Here is a 21,733-nt window from a genome sequence, read left to right on the forward strand (position 1 = left end):
ATGAAAAACTGGATGAAAAATTTCTTTTACTTAGATGAAGAAGAGGAAGCATCAGAAACGCAGCAGTCAAGACCTCAACAACAAAAAACGGCAGATAACAATATAAAGCAACAAACAGCAAAGTCAGTACCTAAAGAACGTAAATTCAATACCACGCCTAAGGAAATAAATACTCCTAATCTTGTTAGTATTCAAAATGTCCAAAAGTCTTCCAAAGTAATATTAATAGAGCCAAGAGTATATGCAGAAGCACAAGATATATCTGAACACTTAAAAAGTAAAAAAGCAGTGATTGTAAATTTGCAACGTATTGACAAGGAACAAGGAATTCGAATTATCGACTTTTTAAGTGGAACAGTGTACGCTTTAGGTGGAGATATACAAAGAATAGGTACGGATATATTCCTTTGTGCACCCGATTCAGTAGAAGTCGATGGAGCAATATCGGATTATTACTATAACGACCTAGATTAACAGAGGAGTAATTATACTATGGCATTAGTTTTAACTTTATTAAGTTTAGGTGTTCGAATTTATTCGTATGCATTAATTGCATATATTTTAATGTCTTGGGTACCTAGCATTCAACAATCGAGTTTCGGGAAGTTTTTAGGTAGAATTTGTGAACCATACTTAGAACCGTTTAGAAAAATTATTCCACCACTAGGAATGATTGATATTTCACCAATCGTTGCAATTTTTGTATTAAACCTAGCAATGACGGGTATATATTATATAGCTAATATAGTTCTCTAACCTCACTTCCGTGGGGTTTTTTACTATAATTGAAAGGGAAATATTATAATGGAAAATGTATTGCAACATTTTAGAAAAGAAGAACAGCCTTTTATTGAGCAGGTTGTAAGTATGATGCGGGAAGTAGAGGACCGATATGCACCTAAGTTAACGGACTTTCTAGATCCTAGGCAACAATTTATAGTAGACTCGATTCGTAGACAATATGAAGATATTGGTTCTAGCGCTGAAGGTGCATTAGAGGATGCGGAGAGAAGAAGAGTTCTATTGTTTCCTTCCTATTATGTGCCATCGGAAATTGATTTCTCTATGAGAGTAGTTGAGGTCCATTACCCTACTAAATTTGTAACGTTAAAACATAAGGACGTGCTTGGTTCGATGATGTCCTTAGGAATTGATCGGAGTAAATTTGGAGATATACGTGTACAAGATGGTGCCATTCAGTTCGTGGTAGCTTTAGAGGTACTGGATTATGTACGAGCTAATTTTACATCTATTGGAAAAGTGAAAGTTCATATCGATGATGTAGGAAATCCACAAGACTATTTTGTTCAACAGGAGGAATGGATGACTGAGACCTTAACGGTAAGCTCACTCCGTTTAGACACTGTAATTGCCTCAATTTTTAATATTTCTCGTCAAAAGTCTGCATCTCTTATTCAAAGTGGGAAAGTGAAAGTGAACTGGTCCGAGAAAGATCAAGTATCCCTTGAATTACAAGAACTCGATCTCATTTCTATAAGAGGACATGGAAGAGTGAAATTAATCATGATGGAAGGCAGGACAAAAAAAGATAAAATTCGATTACAAATAGGTAGATTAGAACTAAAAAATTAATTTTTATAAGAATATTTCAAATATAGATGTATTCAATCTCGTAGAAATGTATAATGGGAGAAAGAATATAAGTTTAGTAAAGTGAAGGAGATGTTAAAATGCCACTAACACCACTTGATATACATAACAAGGAATTTAGTAAAGGATTTAGAGGGTACAATGAAGATGAAGTAAATGAATTCCTTGACCAAATAATGAAAGACCTTGAAATTTTGACGAAAGAAAAAAAAGAATTAGAAACAAAGCTTAAAACATCAAGCGAACAGGTTGGTCATTTTACTTCGATTGAAGAAACACTACATAAATCCATTGTCGTTGCTCAGGAGGCTGCAGAAGAAGTCCGTCGCAATTCACAAAAAGAAGCGAAGCTGATTGTGAAAGAGGCAGAGAAAAATGCTGACCGAATCGTTAATGAAGCTTTAACGAAAGCTAGAAGAATTGCGATGGAAATAGAGGATCTCAAGAAACAATCAAAAGTTTTCCGCAATCGCTTTAAAATGTTAGTAGAAGCACAGTTAGACTTAATCAATACTGATGATTGGAATCATTTAATGCAATATGATGTGGATACAGAAGTAATTGATCGACTATCTGTAACAGAAGATTAACATTTCTTGACTCATCGCCATACTTTACCTATAATAATTTCATATCATATAATATGCGTAGAAAAAGACGTCTAAATTTGTTTTTGATAAAGCGACCTGAGGATGGTGAGAGCTCAGGAATATAAACTCTTTAGATTATCACTTTGGAGCAAGGGCACTGAACTTTTTAGTAAGTGTCTTCGGTTAGTGCCCCGTTATGGCATTCTAAGCGGCGATTTTTTGAGAAATCGCAAGTAGGGTGGTACCGCGAGCATAACTCCTCGTCCCTTTTTGGGATGGGAGTTTTTTTGTTTACGTGTAGATTAATACAATTTTTACGTTTTTACTAATTAGGAGGTAATAAGATGGAATACAAAGATACGTTATTAATGCCTAAGACAGCTTTCCCAATGCGTGGAAACTTACCAGTGAAAGAGTTAGAAATCCAAGCGAAATGGGCAGAGCAGGATATCTATAAAAAAGTACAGGATCATACTAAAGATCGACCATTTTTTGTACTGCATGATGGACCACCGTACGCAAATGGTGATCTTCATATGGGTCACGCATTAAACAAAGTATTGAAAGATATGATTGTCCGTCATAAGTCTATGACAGGTTTCCACGCACCATATGTTCCAGGTTGGGATACACATGGTCTTCCAATCGAGCAAGCATTAACAAATAAAGGTGTGAAACGTAAAGAACTGTCTTTAGCAGAGTTTAGAAAGCTTTGTGAAGAGTATGCTTATCAACAAATTGATAATCAACGCTCGCAGTTCAAACGTCTGGGTGTTCGTGGTGACTGGGAAAACCCATATGTTACATTGACTTCTGATTTTGAATCACGTCAAATCGAAGTATTCGGTGCGATGGCTAAAAAAGGATACATTTATAAAGGATTAAAGCCTGTTTACTGGTCACCTTCTAGTGAATCAGCATTAGCAGAAGCTGAAATTGAATACCAAGATAAAAAATCACCATCTATCTATGTAAGCTTTAAGGTAACGGAAGGTAAGGGAGTTCTTGAAGAAGGAACAAAGTTTATCATTTGGACTACAACACCTTGGACTATTCCTGCGAACTTAGCTATTTCTTTACATCCAAAAGTGGAGTATGCAGTTGTCGAAACGAATGGTTCTAAGTTTGTTGTTGCATTAGATTTAGTAAAAGCTGTTGCAGAAGAATTAGGCTGGGAAGAATACACAGTAGAGCGTACACTATTAGGTCAAGAAATGGATCGCTTAGTTGCAAAACATCCTTTATACGATCGTGATTCTCTTATCATTCTTGGGGAGCATGTAACAACTGAATCTGGTACTGGTTGTGTTCATACAGCGCCTGGTCACGGGGAAGATGACTTTTATGTTGGTAAAGCTTATGGATTAGATGTCCTTTGTCCAGTGGATGACCGCGGTGTTATGACTGCTGAAGCACCAGGTTTTGAAGGATTATTTTATGATACAGCTAACAAAGCAATTACAGAAGCTCTAGAAGCTGCTGGTGCACTTGAGAAACTTACATTCTTTACGCATTCATATCCACATGACTGGCGTACAAAAAAACCAGTTATTTATCGTGCTACTGCTCAATGGTTTGCTTCAATTGAGGCATTTAGAGATGAATTACTACAAGCAATTCGAGATACAAAATTTACTCCTGCATGGGGAGAGACTCGTCTATTTAACATGATTCGTGATCGTGGAGACTGGTGTATTTCTCGACAACGTGTATGGGGAGTTCCAATTCCGGTATTTTATGGGGAAGATGGAGAACCAATCCTGACAGAAGAGACGATTTCACATGTTTCTAAACTATTCCGAGAGCACGGATCGAATATTTGGTTTGAAAGAGAAGCGAAGGAATTATTACCTGAAGGATTCACTCATATTGGTAGTCCAAATGGTATCTTTACGAAAGAAACAGATATCATGGATGTATGGTTTGATTCGGGTTCATCTCATCAAGGTGTTCTAGAAGAACGGGATGATTTAGTATTCCCAGCTGACTTATACCTAGAGGGATCAGATCAGTATCGTGGTTGGTTTAATTCTTCTCTAATCACAAGTACTGCTATGTTTGGTCATGCTCCTTATAAAGGATTGTTAAGCCATGGTTTCACATTAGATGGCAATGGTCGTAAAATGAGTAAATCCTTAGGTAACGTTATCGTTCCTTCCAAAGTGATCAATCAGTTAGGTGCGGACATTGTACGTTTATGGGTAGCTTCCGTGGATTATACAGCAGATGTACGTGTTTCTGATGCGATTTTCAAACAAGTATCCGAAGTATATCGTAAAATTCGTAATACTTTCCGATTCTTGCATGGCAATATCAGTGATTTCCATCCGGTTAATAATCGTGTGGAATTTAAAGATCTACGTGAAGTCGATCAATATATGTATATGAAACTTCAAGAAGTAATTTCTACAGTAAGAGCGGCATATGATCGCTATGATTTCGCAAGTGTATATCATACGATTAATAATTTTGTATCAAGTGAGCTAAGTTCATTCTACTTAGACATTGCAAAAGATGTTGTGTATATCTATGGGGAGGATCACCCAGATCGTCGTGCAATGCAAACAGTTATGTATGATACGCTACTAGCGCTATTAAAACTATTAACACCTATTCTGCCTCATACAACAGATGAGCTTTGGGCTTACTTAGAGCATGAAACAGCAGAAAGTATTCAATTAACAGATATGCCAGAAGCCGTTAATTATCCTGAATTTAAAGAGTTAGCAGCTAAGTGGGATAAAATTATGGAATTACGTGATGATGTTCTAAAAGCATTGGAAGAAGCACGTAATGCAAAAACTATTGGTAAATCATTAGAAGCTAAAGTAGCTCTATATGTAAATGATGACTATAAAGAATTATTTGAAACAGATGCGATCGACTTTGCTCAATTGTTTATCGTTTCTAAGTTTGAATTAGGCGGGGCTCCTTCTGACGCACCTGCTAACAGCTTGGCATTAGAACATGCTTCCGTTGTAGTAGAAAAAGCAGATGGTGAAAAATGTGAGCGTTGCTGGACAATTTCCGAAACAGTGGGAACAGTAGAAGCACACCCAACATTATGTGCACGTTGCGCAGAGGTTGTGAAGTAAATAGTCGAAGAAATGTGGTCCTATTTTATATAGGGCCACATTTTTAAATATTTCGTTTTAATGAAGATAGCCCTTAAATTCAACAATATACCTCATAACTGTAATGGAAGTCTATAATACAGCCGATCTAGTGCATAATATAAATACTCCTCATAAGCTGAAGAACATTTTCTATATTGAAATTTCTCTGCTCTTTTACGAATTGTATGGTTCTGTGTTAAACTAAGTGGAGAGTGTTCAATTTTTTACTGTAAAGAATTTGTTATGTGGGGGAAATAATGTGTGGAAATTTTATGGACTAGCTGCTTTTTTCATTGCGTTAGATCAATGGACCAAATGGCTTGTCGTTAAGAATATGTCACTTGGTGAACGAATTATTTTGTGGGACCCTTACCTAGCGCTACTTTCTCATAGAAATAAAGGAGCAGCCTGGGGCATTCTGCAAGGAAAAATAGGATTCTTTACCATAGTCACTATCATTGTTATCATTGGAATTATCTATTACTTCCATAAAGAAGCAAAAGGAAAACCGATGTTTCAAGTCGGTTTGATGTTACTGCTTGGTGGAGCAATTGGGAACTTTATTGACCGACTTTGGAGAGGCGAAGTAGTAGATTTCGTCGATGTTTTAATACCTATTATCAATTATGATTTTCCTATTTTTAATGTGGCGGATGCTGCACTAACTATCGGAGTTATAATTATAATAATATTTGTATTTCAGGAAGAACGAGCTGAAAAGAAAAAGGTGAAGTAATGGAAGATTTAACATTTATTATTGAAAATGAACAAGCAAAAGAGCGTATTGATAAAGCAGTGGCATCTTTTGAATCAGATTGGTCACGTACGCAGATCCAAAACTTTATAAAAGATGGACATGTTACTGTAAACAATGAACCAGCCAAGTCCAATTATAAAGTGAAAGTAGGAGATGTTATTGTCGTAACACCTCCCGATGCTATACCACTGGATATCCAAGCAGAAAACCTAAATTTAGAAATTATTTATGAAGATGCGGATGTCGTAGTAGTTTATAAACCTCGTGGAATGGTAGTACACCCTGCACCAGGGCATACAACTGGGACCCTCGTTAACGGTTTAATGCATCAGATTAAAGATTTGTCGGGTATTAACGGAGTTATGCGACCTGGAATTGTGCATCGTATTGACAAAGATACAACAGGTTTACTGATGGTAGCTAAAAATGATGTTGCACATGTCTCTTTAGTAGATCAACTGGTTAAGAAAACAGTTACTCGTAAATACACAGCAATTGTGCACGGTCGAATAGCGCATGATAAAGGGACAATAGATGCACCTATCGCTCGAGATAAAAGAGAAAGACAAAATATGGCAGTAGTGGATAACGGCAAACATGCTGTTACACATTTCCGCGTATTAGATAGATTTGATAAATTTACGTTAGTTGAATGCCAATTAGAAACTGGACGTACTCATCAAATTCGTGTGCATATGAAATATATTGGTTACCCACTTGCTGGAGATCCAAAATATGGTCCGAAGAAAACGATTAACTTTGATGGACAAGTTTTACATGCAGGATTATTAGGTTTCATTCACCCGAAAACGGGAGAATACTTAGAGTTCTCATACCCACTTCCAGATGATTTTACTAATTTGATACAAAATTTAAAAAATCAAACGTTGATTAATGAGGAATAGTACTCTATACTAAAAACAAGCAAACATTTACTTGCTAGTAATTTAAAAACTATATAGCTTCACCTTTAATAACAGTCCAGAGAGGCTGAGAAGGTACATGTGAACGTGACTCACTATCAATCTGCGGATTTTTAGGAATCACTCTACTTAATAACGCATTTACAACCTTCTAGGCTCTCGAGTCTAGAAGGTTTTTTATTTTGTTCAAAGGAGATGAGAAGGAAATGGGAGAAAAAGCAAATATTCTAGATGAGAAAGCGATAAATCGAGCACTCACAAGAATTGCACATGAAATTATTGAACGTAACAAAGGGATTGATGAGTGTATTCTAGTGGGCATTAAAACTAGAGGAGCGTTTTTAGCGAAACGTTTAGCAGATCGGATCGAGGTAATTGAGGGCAAGCCGATAAAAACAGGAGAGCTCGATATTACACTTTATAGAGATGACTTATCGTTAAAAAATAATACCGATGAACCTTTAGTACAGCAAGTGGATATTACGCATGATGTGAAAGATAAAAAAGTTATTCTAGTGGATGATGTTTTGTACACAGGTCGAACAGTACGAGCGGCAATGGATGCAGTTATGGATCTTGGAAGACCAGCTCAAATACAGTTAGCGGTATTAATCGATAGAGGGCACCGCGAGCTACCTATTAGAGCAGATTATGTTGGCAAAAATATACCCACTTCTAGTGGGGAGAGAATTGTCGTCAAAGTAACGGAAACAGACGAGGTAGATGCAGTATCCATTTACGAATAAGAATCTATTTAAAAGGTAGGGAAAATTCATGTCAAATGCCATTTTAGATGTAAATGATAAGCCATCAAGTGGACAGCTCATCACTTTAAGTTTTCAACATATGTTTGCAATGTTCGGATCGACTATTTTGGTACCGCAACTAGTAGGTTTGAGTCCTGCAATTGCATTATTAACAAGTGGGATTGCAACAATAATCTTCTTACTCGTAACTAAATTTCAAGTGCCGGCATATTTAGGATCGTCGTTCGCATTCATCGCACCAATTCTTGTGGCAGTAAATGGCTTGAATGAAGCGGGGGAAGCTATTAATCCGGGTAATGCAATGATCGGTGCGGTTTTCGTAGGATTGGTTTACGGAATTGTGTCGCTCGTAATTTGGAAAAGTGGCTATAAGTGGATTATGAAGCTGTTACCAGCAATCGTTGTTGGACCAGTCATCATGGTCATTGGATTAGGACTATCTGGTGTGGCAGTGGATATGGCGATGAATATAACAAATGCAGATTCAGGCTTAAAAGAATATAGCTTCTTACATTTCTCAGCGGCATTAGTGACATTGTTTACGGCAATTATCTGTACGGTTTTCTTTAAAAATATTATTAGTACAATGCCAATCTTAATAGGTTTAGTGGTGGGTTATATATATTCCATTATTATTGGGATTGTTGACTTTGCCCCAATTAAAGAAGCAAAATTATTTGCTTCACCAGACTTTATGCTACCTGGGCTACATTATGACTTTGTCATTACTACGAATATTTTACTAGTAATGGTGCCAATCGTCATCGTTACTATATCCGAGCATATTGGACATCAGCTCGTATTAGGAAAAGTTGTAGTGAGAGACTACATAAAAGAACCAGGGCTGCATAGGTCATTATTAGGTGATGGCTTAGGTACTTTAGTAAGTGCACTTATCGGTGGTCCACCTAAAACTACCTACGGGGAGAACATTGGAGTTTTAGCCATCACTCGTATTTATAGTGTCTATGTGATATTGGGTGCTGCTGTTGTGGCAATTCTACTATCATTCTTTGGAAAAGCGATGGCAGTTATATCAACGATACCAACAGCAGTCCTAGGTGGCGTATCTATTCTGTTATTTGGGATAATTGCAGCAAGTGGTTTACGGATGTTAGTTGATGCAAAAGTAGATTTCGGCAATAGTCGAAACTTAGTTATTGCATCCGTCATTCTCGTAATAGGAATTGGAGGAGCAAAATTCATCGTTACGGAAGCACTTAGCATTGAAGGTATGGCTTTAGCAGCAATTATCGGAGTTATACTAAATCTCATCCTACCTGGAAGAAAGCAAGCAGAAAGTACGGATTTATATCAAACTAAATAATTGGCCTTTTAAGAAGTTGAACAGTGAGTCAGCAAAAGGTTCGGATAGCAAGTTGGGATATTTCATATGATCCTGCTACTTGTCTATGCTTAAACGAACCTTCTCGAGACTTTTTCGAGGAGGTTTTCCTATTATTTGGATATTATCAAAAAATGCTTGGTGAGAAAGAAAGGTAGATGTTAAATGAAAAATTTGGTATCAATGAAAGAATTATCGACAGATCAAATACTTTCCATATTAAATCAAACAAAAGCGTTTCATGATGGTACTTCCTCAACCTTGAGGAATAATTACATGGTTTCAAACCTATTTTTTGAGCCTAGTACCAGAACGAAGATGAGTTTTGAAATGGCAGAAAGAAAGCTAAATTTAGAGGTCCTTCCATTCGATGCTGGATTCTCAAGCACCCTTAAAGGGGAAACACTTTATGACACAGTAAAAGTTTTAGAATCTATCGGTCTAGATGTATTAGTAATTAGGCATGAACAAAATAATTATTTTGAGGAACTCGTTGGAAAAGTAAAACCTGTAATTATTAACGGGGGAGACGGTACAGGAAATCATCCGACGCAAAGCCTTTTGGACATTTATACTATTTGGCAAGAGTTTGGGACCTTGCAAAATAAAGTAATAACAATTGTTGGGGATATTAGCCATAGTCGTGTTGCCAGATCAAATGCAGATGCACTTACAAGACTAGGCGCACAAGTCCGATTTGTATGTCCACCAGAATGGCAAGGAGAATTCGAAGCATTTAATAATTTCGACGAGGTAATAGAAGATAGTGATGTTCTCATGATGCTTCGTGTTCAACACGAAAGACATGATGGGAAGACAATATTTTCTAAAGAGCAATATCACCAAGCGTATGGTCTCACACTAGAACGAGAGAAAAAAATGAACAAAAGTGCAATTATCATGCATCCAGCACCATTTAACAGAGATGTGGAAATAGCCACTGAATTAGTTGAATGTAATCGTTCAAGAATCTTTAAACAAATGGAAAATGGTGTTTTTGTTCGCATGGCTGTCATTGAAATGATTTTGAAAGGGAGAGAATAACATGACAATAATTATTCAAAACGTTCAAATAGTTAACAATGAAGGGGAATTTGAAACGACTGCTGTTTTAGTTGAAGATGGTAAGATTGCTGCAATCGGAGCCAATGTCACATCAACTGTAGCACAACAAATAGATGGTAAAGGTCTCTTGCTCTCTCCGGGGTTTATTGATGTTCATGTACATTTACGTGAGCCAGGTGGAGAGCAGAAGGAAACGATAGAAACAGGAACAAATGCTGCCGCTAAAGGGGGCTATACAACTATTTGTGCTATGCCAAATACAAGACCAGTGCCTGATACAGCCGAAAACTTCTCACATGTTTTAGATTTAGTAGAGAAAAACGCACTTGTACGTGTCTTGCCATATGGTTCTATTACTATTCGACAAGCAGGTAAAGAAAGAACAGATATTAAATCGTTGAAAAATCTTGGAGCCTTTGCTTTAACGGATGATGGTGTTGGTGTTCAAGCTGCAGGTACAATGCTGGAAGCAATGGAAGAAGCTGCGAAATTTAATATTCCAATTGTTGCGCATTGTGAAGATAACTCGTTAATCTACGGTGGAGTTATGCATAAAGGAAAACGAAGTGAAGAGCTTGGATTGAAGGGGATCCCATCAGTTTCAGAATCCGTACATATTGCGCGTGATATTTTACTCGCAGAAGCAGCAGGGGCTCATTATCATGTATGTCATGTAAGTACAAAAGAATCTGTACGAGTAATACGAGACGCTAAAAAAGCAGGTATTCACGTAACAGCGGAAGTAAGTCCTCATCATTTAATACTTTGTGAGGATGATATTCCATCTGATGAAGCAATTTGGAAAATGAACCCACCACTTAGAGCTAAAGAAGATATGATGGCACTACGAGCGGGGTTAGTAGATGGAACTTTAGATTTTATCGCCACTGATCATGCTCCTCATACAGAAGAAGAAAAATCAAATGGATTTGAAAAAGCGCCGTTCGGAATTGTCGGTTTAGAGACAGCATTCCCATTATTATATACTCACTTCGTAAAACCTGGTGAGTGGACATTACAGCAACTATTGGATTACCTAACTATTAAACCAGCCAAAGTATTCGGATTTGAGTTTGGGAAGCTAGAAGTAGGATCACCAGCGGATTTGGTTTTAATAGACTTAAAAAAAGAACAAAAAATAGATAAAGAAACATTTATATCTAAAGGAAAAAATACACCGTTTAACGGAATTGTTTGTAATGGTTGGCCACAACTGACAATGTATAACGGAGAAATCGTATGGCAGGAGGAACAAATATGAAAACAAGATATTTAATATTAGAAGACGGTACGGTGTTTAAGGGAAATGCATTTGGTAGTGATGCAGGGACAATTGGTGAAGTGATTTTTACAACTGCCATGACAGGCTATCAAGAATCTATATCAGATCCTTCTAACTGTGGACAAATATTGACGTTTACGTATCCAATGGTTGGTAACTACGGTGTAAATCCTGATGATTTTGAAGCTATTAAAATAGGTCTTTCCGGAGTGGTTATAAGAGAGCTTGCGGAACAACCATCAAATTTCAGAAGTACAGGTACTTTGAGTGAATTTTTAAAAGGGAAAAACGTTCCAGCAATTGAAGGAATCGATACGAGAAAGCTTACTCGTATTATTCGTAAGCATGGTTCTCTAAAAGGCAGACTTACAAATGCTGGTGAAGAAGTGAATGTGGATCAAATTGTAAAAGAACTTCTCGCTACGGAAATCCCCAAAAATGTAGTGCAACAAGTTTCTATAACTCGTCCATATCCAAGTCCCGGACGAGGAAAGAGAGTCGTACTTGTGGACTTTGGTATGAAACACGGCATATTAAGAGAGCTAAATAAAAGAGATTGCGATATTATTGTTGTCCCTTATAATACATCAGCAACTGAAATTCTAGGTATGTACCCTGATGGTGTCATGCTATCTAACGGACCTGGAGATCCAACTGATATTCCAGAAGCAATTGAAATGGTCAAAGGAATTATTGGGAAAGTGCCGATTTTCGGAGTATGCCTTGGACATCAACTTATTTCACTTGCAAGTGGCGCTACATCCTTCAAGTTAAAATTTGGACATCGCGGAGGAAATCACCCAGTAAAAGATCTCAGAACTGGAAAAACAGAGTTAACTTCTCAAAACCACGGTTATGCAATTGATGCAGATTCCATCGCACAAACAGATTTAGAAATAACACATATAGCGTTAAATGATGGCACGGTTGAAGGAGTAAGACATACTAAATTCCCGGTATTCTGTGTTCAGTTCCACCCAGAAGGATCATCGGGACCAGAAGATTCAAAACATCTATTTGATGAGTTTATCGAACTAATGAATGCTGAAAGCAAAAAGGAGAGTTCACATGCCTAAACGTAAAGATATAAAAACAATACTAGTAATAGGTTCTGGTCCAATTGTAATCGGCCAAGCAGCGGAATTCGATTATGCGGGTACACAAGCATGTATCTCACTAAGAGAAGAAGGTTATAGTGTTATTTTAGTGAATTCAAATCCTGCAACTATTATGACAGATACAGAAATTGCAGATAAAGTTTATATTGAACCTCTCACGTTACCATTTGTTAGTAAAATCATTCGTAAAGAACGTCCAGATGCCATCTTACCAACACTTGGGGGACAAACTGGACTAAATATGGCAATTGAACTCGATGAGTCCGGCATTTTAGATGAACTAGGAATTGAAATATTAGGTACAAAACTGGAAGCTATTCACAAAGCGGAAGACCGAGATTTATTCCGTACGTTGATGAATGAATTAAATGAACCAGTTCCCGATAGCGATATTATTCATAATCTGGAAGAAGCAAAAGCATTTGTTGAGCGAATTGGTTATCCAGTTATTGTCCGTCCGGCATTTACAATGGGTGGAACTGGCGGGGGTATTTGTTATAACGATAACGATTTAGCTGAAATAGTGACAAGTGGTTTAAAATATAGTCCGGTTACACAGTGTTTACTCGAGAAATCCATTGCTGGATATAAAGAGATAGAATACGAAGTAATGCGTGATTCTGCGGATAATGCAATTGTTGTATGTAATATGGAAAACTTCGACGCTGTTGGGATCCATACTGGGGACTCAATTGTTGTTGCTCCTACACAAACATTGTCAGACCGAGAAAACCAAATGCTTCGAAATGTATCTTTAAAAATTATTCGTGCACTTAAAATTGAGGGTGGATGTAATGTACAGTTAGCACTGGATCCACATAGCTTCAATTACTATATTATTGAAGTGAACCCACGAGTTAGCCGTTCTTCTGCATTGGCATCAAAAGCAACTGGCTATCCAATTGCAAAACTTGCCGCTAAAATTGCTGTTGGTCTTACATTGGATGAGATGATGAATCCAGTTACCCAAAAAACCTACGCTTGTTTCGAGCCAGCATTGGATTATATTGTTGCCAAAATTCCTAGATGGCCATTCGATAAATTTGAATCGGCAAAACGTAATCTAGGAACACAAATGAAAGCTACTGGAGAAGTAATGTCTTTAGGCCGTACATTTGAGGAAGCAATTCTTAAATCAATACGTTCACTGGAAACTGGGCACTTCCATATCGAAATGAAAAATAGTGAATCAATTACAGATGCGTGGATGGAAAAACGCATTCGTCGTGCGGGTGATGAAAGATTATTCTTTATAGGAGAAGCACTCCGCCGTGGAGTATCTGTAGAAACGATACATGAGTGGAGTCAGATCGATCAATTTTTCTTAAACAAGCTTCAAAATATCGTGAAGTACGAACAAGTAATCCAAGCAAATCCTTTCGATCAAGAAGTGTTATATAAAGCAAAACGTATGGGCTTTGCAGATAAAACTATTGCAAAATATTGGCATGTAACTGAATTAGAAGTTTATAAATTTAAAAAAGAAAATGGAATTGTACCAGTTTATAAAATGGTCGATACGTGTGCAGGGGAGTTTGAGTCTGAAACACCTTACTTTTATGGAACATATGAAGAGGAAAATGAATCTATTCGTACGGAAAAGGAAAGTGTGATTGTGTTAGGGTCAGGGCCGATCCGTATTGGTCAAGGGGTTGAGTTTGACTATGCAACTGTACATTCTGTATGGGCGATAAAAGAAGCGGGCTATGAGGCTATTATTATTAATAATAACCCTGAAACAGTTTCAACCGATTTCTCCATTTCAGATAAATTATATTTTGAACCACTCACATTAGAAGATGTTATGCACATCGTAGACTTAGAGCAGCCAAAAGGGGTAGTTGTTCAATTTGGAGGACAAACGGCTATCAACTTAGCTGCTGGGTTGGAAGAAAGAGGAGTGAAAATTTTAGGTACAACGCTAGAGGACATTGATCGTGCAGAAAATCGTAATAAGTTTGAAGCAGCTCTTCATGAAATAGATATTCCACAGCCACTCGGAAAAACTGCTGTGTCTGTAGAAGAAGCAACGACCATTGCCAATGAAATAGGATACCCAGTATTAGTGAGACCTTCATACGTACTTGGTGGGCGTGCCATGCAAATTGTCTACACCGAAGACGAGATTAAACAGTATATGGAGAATGCGGTGGAAGCAAGTCCTGAAAAACCAGTTTTGATTGACCGCTACTTAACTGGAACAGAAATAGAAGTAGATGCAATTTGTGATGGTGAAAATGTGTTAATACCAGGAATCATGGAACATATTGAACGTGCAGGAGTCCATTCTGGTGACTCAATTGCTGTGTATCCTCCACAGAAGCTTTCGCAATACCAGATGGATACATTGGTAGATTACACAACAAGACTTGCAAAAGGATTGAAAATTGTTGGATTGATGAATATTCAATATGTTATTTCAAAAGATGAGGTTTATGTTATTGAAGTAAATCCACGTTCAAGTCGTACTGTACCATTCTTAAGTAAAATCACATCAATTCCGATGGCGAATATCGCAACAAAAGCGATTTTAGGTCAATCAATTATAGAACAAGGTTATACACCAGGACTTGCTCCAACTAGCCCAGGTGTATATGTAAAAGTACCAGTGTTCAGTTTTGCGAAACTTCGTCGTGTAGACATTACACTCGGACCTGAGATGAAATCTACTGGTGAAGTAATGGGCAAAGATATCACGCTTGAAAAAGCATTATATAAAGGTTTAGTAGCAGCGGGTATGGAAATTAAAGATCATGGCACAGTGCTAATGACTATCTCAGATAAAGATAAAGCAGAAGGCATCGAAATTGCGAAAAGATTCTATGCAATAGGATTCCGCATTATGGCTACTCAAGGTACTGCTGAAGCAATTAAAAATGTTGGGATTCCAGTAGATATCGTTGATAAAATAGGTTCAAAAGGAACTACTTTACTAGATGTAATTCAAAAAGGGGAAGCACAATTTATCATTAATACGTTAACAAAAGGAATGCAGCCAGAACGTGATGGATTCCGTATTCGTAGAGAATCCGTAGAAAATGGCATCCCTTGTTTAACTTCATTAGATACTGCAGAAGCAATGCTGCGTGTCATTGAGTCAATGACATTCTCAACTGAAACGATGAAACATCAGGAGGTAAAGGCATGATTAGACAAGAACAAATGCAAGTCGTAAAACAAAGTGCTATTGCGACGAACATTTTTGAACTCACATTGACTGGACAGTTAGTACTGGATATGAAACAACCAGGTCAATTTGTCCATCTAAGAGTGTCTGATCAAATGGAACCTTTGCTAAGAAGACCAATAAGTATTTCATCTATAAATGAAAAAACTTTAGAATTTACAATGATATACCGCGCAGAAGGCAGAGGGACTACACTTCTTTCTGAAAAGAAACCAGGGGACCAAGTGGATGTACTTGGACCCCTTGGAAATGGTTTTCCGATTGATAAAGTAGAAGTGGGTCAAAAGGCTTTGCTAATAGGTGGCGGAATTGGTGTGCCACCTCTATTTGAACTATCTAAAAGACTTGTGGAAAAAGGTGTAAAGCCTATTCATGTATTAGGATTTCAGTCGGAAGATGTTGTTTTTTATGAAAAACAATTTCAAGAACTTGGAGAAACTTATATTGTGACAGTGGACGGTAGCCATGGCTCTACTGGTTTCGTAACAAATGTGTTAGAAAAGCTAGAAGATGATTTTGCAGTTTACTATAGCTGTGGACCAACACCGATGCTAGCTGCTCTAGAAAAACTATACCCAGAAAAAGAAGGTTATTTATCTTTTGAACAACGTATGGGTTGTGGAATAGGAGCATGTTTTGCTTGTGTTTGCGATACAACAGAAAAAATAGAGGCTGATTATGTGAAGGTTTGTTCAGATGGTCCAGTGTTCCCGTCAGGAGTTGTTCGAGTATGAATAGATTAGCTACCCTTTTACCGGGTCTTTCTTTGAAAAATCCAATCATGCCAGCTTCTGGTTGCTTTGGGTTTGGTAAAGAATATGCGAAGTTATATGATTTATCGCAATTAGGTGCCATTATGATAAAGGCCACAACTCCTGAAACAAGATTAGGTAACCCTACACCACGTGTGGCAGAAACGCCGTCAGGAATGTTAAATGCAATTGGCCTGCAAAATCCAGGCCTAAAGAAAGTATTAGAAAATGAACTGACTTGGCTCGAACAATACGAAGTGCCAATTATAGCAAATGTTGCAGGCTATACTACAGAAGATTATGTCACGGTAGCAGAGGCAATCTCTCAAGCACCAAATGTTCATGCGCTTGAGCTAAATATTTCTTGTCCAAATGTGAAGCAAGGGGGAATTACATTTGGAACAGATCCTTCTATTGCTGAGGAGTTAACAAAAGCGGTGAAAGCTGTTTCCGCTGTCCCTGTATATGTGAAGCTATCTCCAAATGTAACGGATATTGGAGAAATTGCAAAAGCGGTAGAAGCAGGCGGAGCTGATGGTATTACGATGATTAATACATTATTAGGATTGCGCTTGGACACTAAAACTGGTCGTCCAGTAATTGCAAATGTAACTGGTGGTCTTTCCGGTCCAGCTATTAAGCCAGTAGCACTTCGTATGGTTTATGATGTAGCCCCAAAAGTGTCTATCCCCATTATTGGAATGGGTGGTATTACTAACATTGATGATGTCGTGGATTTCTTATCGGCAGGAGCAAGTGCGGTTGCGATAGGGACAGCAAACTTTGTTGATCCATTCATTTGTCCTAATTTAATCGAACAGCTTCCAGCAAAATTAGATGAACTAGGATTTAACACCGTAACAGATTTAGTTGGAAGGAGCCATCGACTATGAAAAACAGTCCAATTATTGCATTAGACTTTGCTTCTGCAGAAGATGCATACCAATTTCTCACTCCATTTGAGCAGTCATTATTTGTAAAAGTAGGGATGGAATTATATTTACAAGAAGGGCCTTCTATTGTGTATAAACTAAAAGAGATGGGTCATGATGTTTTTCTTGATTTGAAGCTACATGATATTCCAAATACAGTAGGGCATGCGATGAAAGGTCTCGCTCGTTTAGGAGCAGATTTGGTGAATGTGCATGCGGCAGGTGGAGTAGCAATGATGATTGCAGCGCGTGAAGGATTAGATGCTGGTACCGCTGCTGGTAGTAAAAGACCTTCTATTATTGCTGTAACGCAACTAACTTCCACTTCTGAATTGCAAATGCAGCAAGAACAGCTGGTACAAACAACGATAGACACATCAGTTGTTCATTATGCAGAGCTAGCTAAAACAGCAGCGCTAGATGGAGTCGTATGCTCCGTTTTAGAAGCCAAGAAAATTGCATCTGTCTGTGGTGAAGAATTTTTACGTGTTACTCCTGGTATTCGTTTAGCAGAAGGAGAAGCGCATGATCAGGTACGTGTTGCAACTCCAGTGAATGCTCGACTCCTTGGTTCTTCTCATATTGTGGTAGGTCGTGCAATAACAAAAGCGAATGACCCAGTACAAGCATATGAAACTATTTTAAAAATGTGGGAGGAAAATGCATGAGCTTAGAAAACAAAATTGCCAAGGCACTTCTAGAAGTTGGTGCAGTTGCATTAAAACCGAACGATCCATTCACATGGGCTTCTGGTATTAAATCTCCAATATACTGTGATAACCGTATTACGATGTCATCACCTGCTATTCGAAAAGAAATTGCTCAGGGATTAGCAGAAGCCATCGACAAAAACTTCCCAGGAACTGAAGCAGTAGCTGGTACGGCAACTGCGGGGATTCCCCATGCTGCTTGGGTGAGTGATGTACTGGAACTTCCGATGATGTATGTCCGTTCAAAAGCAAAGGAACATGGTCGTGGCAATCAAATTGAAGGTAAAGTAGTCGCAGGACAAAAAGTAGTAGTCATTGAAGATCTAATCTCGACAGGTGGAAGCAGTCTAGTGGCAGTAGAAGCCCTTCAAAAAGAGGGTCTAGAAGTACTAGGTGTTGTTAGTATTTTTACTTATGGACTACTAAAAGCAGATCAAGCATTTAAAGAAGCAGGGATTTCGTTCGTCAGTTTAACAAATTACGATGCTTTAACAACTGCTGCAAAAGAAGCAAGAATGATTAAGGCAGAAGACATTCCTATGCTTGCTAAATGGCATAGTGATTTAAAAAGTGGACTACTACAATAGACTAAGTTGTAAACGATCTCTCTACAAAAGAGGGATCGTTTTCTTATAGACAATTTTAACTTGAAACTAATTCTATTCTTACTCGTATATTTAGAAGGCTTTTTGTTAAGAGGAATTATGGGGAATTCAAAAGTTATTCATGAGTATACTGAAAAAAGGATAGAGCTATTTTGGTGGATTTTTTATCTGGTTGTTTTAACAGTAGGCTTTATTATGGCGTAACATTAATAGTTTTTCCGGTATATTTGCTTATTCAATTCGGTCACCTTGGTTACTTATCTTATTTACTTTTATTCCTTTAGGGGTTTGGATAGTAGATATCAAATTAGTTAACTATACCCCCAAAGTGCTTTGGAATAATAATCATCTTTCCTCTTATACTTTGCTTGATTGAAACGAAATGAATAGTTATGCACTTATTTTTGTTATATGATGAGTTAATGATATGGAGAGAGCGAGTGTAAGCGATGAAAATTTTAACAGTGATGGACCTTGTGAATAGATTTTCTCTAGAAGTTTTATCTGGTCACAATCAATTCCATCGGGTAGTAAAGAAAACAAAAGTTCGACGTCCAGGCTTGGAGTTTATGGACAAGTTCGATTTTATAGCAACGGAACATATTCAAATCCTAGGGAAAAATGAAATAAATTATTTACACACACTCCAGATTGAAGAGTGTAAGTTACGTATAGGTAACATTATTCAATACGATCCACCTTGTATAATAATTACCTCCAACCAGGCCGAGCCTCCCGGTCTAATACAATATTGTGTAGAAAATGATATCCCACTATTGCGCACTCCTGATTCTACAAGCGCAGTAAGTGCAAAACTAGATGCATTTGTTGTAAAAGCGATGGCTCCAGAGATTTCAATTCATGGTGTTTGTGTGAATGTATCTGGTATGGGCATTTTGTTGCGGGGGAAATCTGGTGTCGGTAAAAGTGAAACAGCACATACACTAATAGGGCGTGGCCATAGGCTAGTAGCAGATGATATCGTTGTGTTAAAAAAGCTAAGTCCACAGACTCTTTTAGGTTCCCATAATGAGAAAAACAAAGAATTTTTGGCGCTACGAAGTATTGGTTTGTTGAATGTAGTCCGCCTATATGGCCGCACTGCATTTCAAGAGGAAACTCGAATCGCATTAGATATTGAGTTAACTAAATGGGAAAGCAATACATTAAATAATGAATTAGAATTAGAAACAAAATTTATAGATTATATGGGTGTTCAAATACCGCATATGCAAATCCAATTACAACCTGGCCGTGATGTTGCGGGACTTATTGAGGCGGCGGCAAATAATTGGTATTTAAAACAGCAAGGATATAGTGCTGCAGAAGAGTTTGTAAAGCGATTAGAGGAAGATTTTGAAGAGGAAGGTTAATATTAATTGTTGGTTACATCATATTAGCAATAGGACTATAATACTTGGTGGGATAACTGAAAACGTGCTATGTAGTCACTCGAAGTTTTCGACTGGTACTAAGCACGTTTTCAGTTTGAAGAAAGTATAGTCAAATATTGCTTATTGTAGAATGTTTGGTGTAGTTGAATTCTTATGACTTGATTTCGATACTTCTACTATGATGGATGAGTCTATATTCGAATTGTTAGATTTCCCGTTTGTATCAGAGTTTGCTTTTGCGGGAGCAGCTTGCTTATCATTAGTACTAGAAGCTGATTTTGAGTTGTTTCCACTTGATGTAGCATTTTTCTTACTAGTTCCCTCACTAGTTCCGGAAGCTTGTTTTTGCTCATTTTTAGTACCTGATGATTGTTGTGAACTTGCCATATTCGTTACTTCTTTGACTGCTTGACTTAACTGAGGGGCAATAGTTTGAGCGAGGTTACCGATTGATGATGAATTGCTCCCCATATTACTTTGGTCAGCCGAATTGCTAGTCTGATTTCCTCCTGCGTTCTGTGAGCCAGAAGTATTTTGAGACGAATTAGCATTTGTTAGTTTTTGTGCAAGACTTCCAACCATTTGCATGATCCCACCATGCTGGTTATCAGTATTCCCACCTGATGCATATTGTCCTGTTTGAGTTCCATTAGCCATCTGATTACTGGGATTGGCTTGTGCACCTGATTTAGCATTTTCATTTGCTAAATTATCCATCACCGTACCAATCGCTTTTGTCGGACAAAACTTTGTTGCTCCTTCAGCAGCTTTCATAGAACCAAAAAGGACGAGCATCTTCCCGCTTCTGCTTTTAGGTTCATGTAAAAGTCGTACAGTTCCATAAGTGGTCATTACTGAACCTAACATGAACCGAAAAAAAGCAGTTCCTGGACTAAGGTTTTGTTGGTTAAATGCCATTTGTCATGACCTCCTTTTTTCATTTTTTATTTCTCGGGAAATACTTTAATGTCAAAAAACAGATAATTAATTTAATCTTATCTGTTTCAGCATTATAATCCCCCCATCTACAGGTTTTATGCTATTGAATTGTTTTCCTTATCGATAGAGGGAATTATCTTTTCATCATTTGATCTTGCGCCATTCTAACCATTTCTTTCACCATACTCCCACCAATTGGTCCACCAATTTTGCCTGCTTGTGCTGAAGTAAGTTTACCGTTATATCCATTATTTAAGGGAATACTTAACTCTTCTGCAACTTCGTATTTTACATCGTCCGGATTATTGCTTTTTAGCTTATAACCTTGCTCCTTCATAACTCGCAACTTTAATTTATCTAACTCCTCACGTGCAGAAGGTACTAGTATTTTATTTTTTTGCGCCATTTTGTTTCACTCCTTTTTGGTAGTCTTTCCGCAAAAGGAATGCTTATTCTTTTAAAGATAATGCCCGATGCATAAAGAATTATATATAAATAACTAGGAATTCACTTTACCCTAATATTTTAAATGATTTTAATTAATATAATTAATTTCATTAATATTGAAAAAGATACTATAATATCATTTGGCGGTAAAAATTATCGCCATTTAAATAGGATTCCTATACAATATGAGGAA

The 21,733-nt window shown here is 37.5% G+C and carries 20 protein-coding genes and 1 other annotated feature; of the genes, 18 read left to right on the top strand and 2 right to left on the bottom strand.

Annotated elements, in window-relative coordinates; translation table 11 throughout:
- The 18 genes from MKX39_RS05620 (at nt 1) to hprK (ending at nt 20,133) form a co-directional block, all read left to right on the top strand.
- Nucleotides 1-474, top strand: coding sequence for a cell division protein SepF (locus tag MKX39_RS05620; RefSeq protein WP_340761877.1), 474 nt, complete (start codon nt 1-3; stop codon nt 472-474).
- An 18-nt stretch (nt 475-492) separates the two neighbouring features.
- Nucleotides 493-756, top strand: coding sequence for a YggT family protein (locus tag MKX39_RS05625; RefSeq protein ID WP_093535294.1), 264 nt, complete (start codon nt 493-495; stop codon nt 754-756).
- 48 nt (nt 757-804) lie between these two features.
- Entirely contained in the window at nt 805-1,593 is a 789-nt protein-coding gene (locus MKX39_RS05630) for a YlmH family RNA-binding protein (protein ID WP_093535292.1), read from the top strand.
- Nucleotides 1,594-1,691: 98 nt separating this feature from the next.
- Nucleotides 1,692-2,201, top strand: a complete 510-nt coding sequence (locus MKX39_RS05635; RefSeq protein ID WP_093535290.1) for a DivIVA domain-containing protein — start codon at nt 1,692-1,694, stop codon at nt 2,199-2,201.
- A gap of 49 nt (nt 2,202-2,250) precedes the next feature.
- Nucleotides 2,251-2,472: a binding site (T-box leader), on the top strand.
- 73 nt (nt 2,473-2,545) lie between these two features.
- The gene (ileS, locus tag MKX39_RS05640; RefSeq protein WP_340768690.1) at nt 2,546-5,296 is read left to right on the top strand and encodes an isoleucine--tRNA ligase; all 2,751 of its coding nucleotides are present in this window, start codon (nt 2,546-2,548) and stop codon (nt 5,294-5,296) included.
- Nucleotides 5,297-5,576: 280 nt separating this feature from the next.
- The gene (lspA, locus tag MKX39_RS05645) at nt 5,577-6,053 is read left to right on the top strand and encodes a signal peptidase II (protein WP_093535286.1); all 477 of its coding nucleotides are present in this window, start codon (nt 5,577-5,579) and stop codon (nt 6,051-6,053) included.
- Nucleotides 6,053-6,979 (top strand): RluA family pseudouridine synthase, encoded by a 927-nt coding sequence (locus tag MKX39_RS05650; protein ID WP_093535284.1) that lies wholly within the window; start codon nt 6,053-6,055, stop codon nt 6,977-6,979. Before lspA ends, MKX39_RS05650 begins: the two co-directional genes overlap by 1 nt.
- Before the next feature lie 224 nt (nt 6,980-7,203).
- Nucleotides 7,204-7,743 (top strand): bifunctional pyr operon transcriptional regulator/uracil phosphoribosyltransferase PyrR, encoded by a 540-nt coding sequence (gene pyrR, locus MKX39_RS05655; protein WP_093535739.1) that lies wholly within the window; start codon nt 7,204-7,206, stop codon nt 7,741-7,743.
- Nucleotides 7,744-7,771: 28 nt separating this feature from the next.
- On the top strand, nt 7,772-9,091 hold the full coding sequence (locus MKX39_RS05660) for a solute carrier family 23 protein (protein WP_340768692.1): 1,320 nt from the start codon (nt 7,772-7,774) through the stop codon (nt 9,089-9,091).
- A gap of 183 nt (nt 9,092-9,274) precedes the next feature.
- On the top strand, nt 9,275-10,153 hold the full coding sequence (locus MKX39_RS05665) for an aspartate carbamoyltransferase catalytic subunit (protein ID WP_093535280.1): 879 nt from the start codon (nt 9,275-9,277) through the stop codon (nt 10,151-10,153).
- A 1-nt stretch (nt 10,154) separates the two neighbouring features.
- Nucleotides 10,155-11,435: a dihydroorotase gene (locus tag MKX39_RS05670; protein ID WP_340768695.1), complete on the top strand. Its 1,281-nt coding sequence runs from the start codon at nt 10,155-10,157 to the stop codon at nt 11,433-11,435.
- Nucleotides 11,432-12,532 carry a carbamoyl phosphate synthase small subunit gene (locus MKX39_RS05675; protein ID WP_340768696.1) on the top strand — a complete coding sequence of 367 codons (1,101 nt, stop codon included), beginning with the start codon at nt 11,432-11,434 and terminating at the stop codon, nt 12,530-12,532. Before MKX39_RS05670 ends, MKX39_RS05675 begins: the two co-directional genes overlap by 4 nt.
- Nucleotides 12,525-15,722: a carbamoyl-phosphate synthase large subunit gene (gene carB / locus MKX39_RS05680; protein WP_340768698.1), complete on the top strand. Its 3,198-nt coding sequence runs from the start codon at nt 12,525-12,527 to the stop codon at nt 15,720-15,722. Before MKX39_RS05675 ends, carB begins: the two co-directional genes overlap by 8 nt.
- Nucleotides 15,719-16,495, top strand: a complete 777-nt coding sequence (locus MKX39_RS05685; protein WP_340761883.1) for a dihydroorotate dehydrogenase electron transfer subunit — start codon at nt 15,719-15,721, stop codon at nt 16,493-16,495. Before carB ends, MKX39_RS05685 begins: the two co-directional genes overlap by 4 nt.
- Nucleotides 16,492-17,406, top strand: coding sequence for a dihydroorotate dehydrogenase (locus tag MKX39_RS05690; RefSeq protein ID WP_340768700.1), 915 nt, complete (start codon nt 16,492-16,494; stop codon nt 17,404-17,406). Before MKX39_RS05685 ends, MKX39_RS05690 begins: the two co-directional genes overlap by 4 nt.
- The gene (gene pyrF / locus MKX39_RS05695) at nt 17,403-18,113 is read left to right on the top strand and encodes an orotidine-5'-phosphate decarboxylase (protein ID WP_340768701.1); all 711 of its coding nucleotides are present in this window, start codon (nt 17,403-17,405) and stop codon (nt 18,111-18,113) included. Before MKX39_RS05690 ends, pyrF begins: the two co-directional genes overlap by 4 nt.
- The gene (gene pyrE / locus MKX39_RS05700) at nt 18,110-18,742 is read left to right on the top strand and encodes an orotate phosphoribosyltransferase (protein ID WP_340768702.1); all 633 of its coding nucleotides are present in this window, start codon (nt 18,110-18,112) and stop codon (nt 18,740-18,742) included. Before pyrF ends, pyrE begins: the two co-directional genes overlap by 4 nt.
- 467 nt (nt 18,743-19,209) lie before the next feature.
- On the top strand, nt 19,210-20,133 hold the full coding sequence (gene hprK, locus MKX39_RS05705; RefSeq protein WP_093535262.1) for an HPr(Ser) kinase/phosphatase: 924 nt from the start codon (nt 19,210-19,212) through the stop codon (nt 20,131-20,133).
- A 141-nt stretch (nt 20,134-20,274) separates the two neighbouring features.
- On the opposite strand, the gene MKX39_RS05710 is transcribed toward hprK, so the two are convergent.
- Complete coding sequence (locus tag MKX39_RS05710; RefSeq protein WP_340768703.1) at nt 20,275-21,072, bottom strand: hypothetical protein; 798 nt, start codon at nt 21,070-21,072, stop codon at nt 20,275-20,277.
- Nucleotides 21,073-21,226: 154 nt separating this feature from the next.
- Nucleotides 21,227-21,499: an alpha/beta-type small acid-soluble spore protein gene (locus MKX39_RS05715; protein WP_093535258.1), complete on the bottom strand. Its 273-nt coding sequence runs from the start codon at nt 21,497-21,499 to the stop codon at nt 21,227-21,229.
- Between the last annotated feature and the right edge of the window lie 234 nt (nt 21,500-21,733).

Source organism: Psychrobacillus sp. FSL K6-1464 (assembly GCF_038003145.1).
GTDB classification, from domain to species: Bacteria; Bacillota; Bacilli; order Bacillales_A; family Planococcaceae; genus Psychrobacillus; species Psychrobacillus psychrotolerans.

Excerpts from the sequence above, each read along its gene's own strand:
- MKX39_RS05650 (WP_093535284.1), top strand. The coding sequence starts at position 6,053 with ATGGAAGATTTAACATTTATTATTGAAAATGAACAAGCAAAAGAGCGT.
- MKX39_RS05710 (WP_340768703.1), bottom strand. The coding sequence starts at position 21,072 with ATGGCATTTAACCAACAAAACCTTAGTCCAGGAACTGCTTTTTTTCGG.
- MKX39_RS05630 (WP_093535292.1), top strand. The coding sequence starts at position 805 with ATGGAAAATGTATTGCAACATTTTAGAAAAGAAGAACAGCCTTTTATT.
- pyrF (WP_340768701.1), top strand. The coding sequence starts at position 17,403 with ATGAAAAACAGTCCAATTATTGCATTAGACTTTGCTTCTGCAGAAGAT.
- ileS (WP_340768690.1), top strand. The coding sequence starts at position 2,546 with ATGGAATACAAAGATACGTTATTAATGCCTAAGACAGCTTTCCCAATG.
- MKX39_RS05715 (WP_093535258.1), bottom strand. The coding sequence starts at position 21,499 with ATGGCGCAAAAAAATAAAATACTAGTACCTTCTGCACGTGAGGAGTTA.
- carB (WP_340768698.1), top strand. The coding sequence starts at position 12,525 with ATGCCTAAACGTAAAGATATAAAAACAATACTAGTAATAGGTTCTGGT.
- MKX39_RS05625 (WP_093535294.1), top strand. The coding sequence starts at position 493 with ATGGCATTAGTTTTAACTTTATTAAGTTTAGGTGTTCGAATTTATTCG.
- MKX39_RS05670 (WP_340768695.1), top strand. The coding sequence starts at position 10,155 with ATGACAATAATTATTCAAAACGTTCAAATAGTTAACAATGAAGGGGAA.
- pyrE (WP_340768702.1), top strand. The coding sequence starts at position 18,110 with ATGAGCTTAGAAAACAAAATTGCCAAGGCACTTCTAGAAGTTGGTGCA.
- MKX39_RS05685 (WP_340761883.1), top strand. The coding sequence starts at position 15,719 with ATGATTAGACAAGAACAAATGCAAGTCGTAAAACAAAGTGCTATTGCG.
- MKX39_RS05665 (WP_093535280.1), top strand. The coding sequence starts at position 9,275 with ATGAAAAATTTGGTATCAATGAAAGAATTATCGACAGATCAAATACTT.
- MKX39_RS05660 (WP_340768692.1), top strand. The coding sequence starts at position 7,772 with ATGTCAAATGCCATTTTAGATGTAAATGATAAGCCATCAAGTGGACAG.
- MKX39_RS05675 (WP_340768696.1), top strand. The coding sequence starts at position 11,432 with ATGAAAACAAGATATTTAATATTAGAAGACGGTACGGTGTTTAAGGGA.
- pyrR (WP_093535739.1), top strand. The coding sequence starts at position 7,204 with ATGGGAGAAAAAGCAAATATTCTAGATGAGAAAGCGATAAATCGAGCA.
- MKX39_RS05620 (WP_340761877.1), top strand. The coding sequence starts at position 1 with ATGAAAAACTGGATGAAAAATTTCTTTTACTTAGATGAAGAAGAGGAA.
- MKX39_RS05690 (WP_340768700.1), top strand. The coding sequence starts at position 16,492 with ATGAATAGATTAGCTACCCTTTTACCGGGTCTTTCTTTGAAAAATCCA.
- MKX39_RS05635 (WP_093535290.1), top strand. The coding sequence starts at position 1,692 with ATGCCACTAACACCACTTGATATACATAACAAGGAATTTAGTAAAGGA.
- hprK (WP_093535262.1), top strand. The coding sequence starts at position 19,210 with ATGAAAATTTTAACAGTGATGGACCTTGTGAATAGATTTTCTCTAGAA.